Source organism: Kiloniella majae, assembly GCF_002118315.1.
GTDB lineage: Bacteria > Pseudomonadota > Alphaproteobacteria > Kiloniellales > Kiloniellaceae > Kiloniella > Kiloniella majae.
In genome coordinates this window covers 1-267 of the sequence record NZ_MTSZ01000034.1, presented here as the reverse complement: position 1 = coordinate 267, position 267 = coordinate 1, and the positions used below count along the sequence as shown (strand labels likewise).

Below are 267 nucleotides of genomic sequence, written 5' to 3'. Positions count from 1 at the left end.
TTCTCTTCTCTCTCTCTCCTTTCTCTTCTTTCTCCCCTCCCCGCTTCCCCACCCCCTCTCCTTCTCCTTTCCCTTTTTTGCCTTTCGTTCCCGCCCCATCTTCTTCCTCCTCTCCTTTTTCTTTTTTCTCTTTTTCTCCTCTTCTTCTCCCTCCGGCCTCGCCTCCTCGCTACGCTCCTTCCGGCTCCCTTCCTTGCCTCTCTCCTCTCGTCCCCTTTCTCTCCCACCCGGACCCCCACCCCCAACCTTGCCCTCGTTCCTTCCCCC

General features: G+C 57.7%; 1 protein-coding gene. It reads right to left on the bottom strand.

Annotation, left to right across the window (positions count from 1 at the left end):
* Nucleotides 1–267 (bottom strand): hypothetical protein (locus BKB51_RS21375; protein WP_198946834.1); only part of this gene is annotated, 267 nt, incomplete at both ends.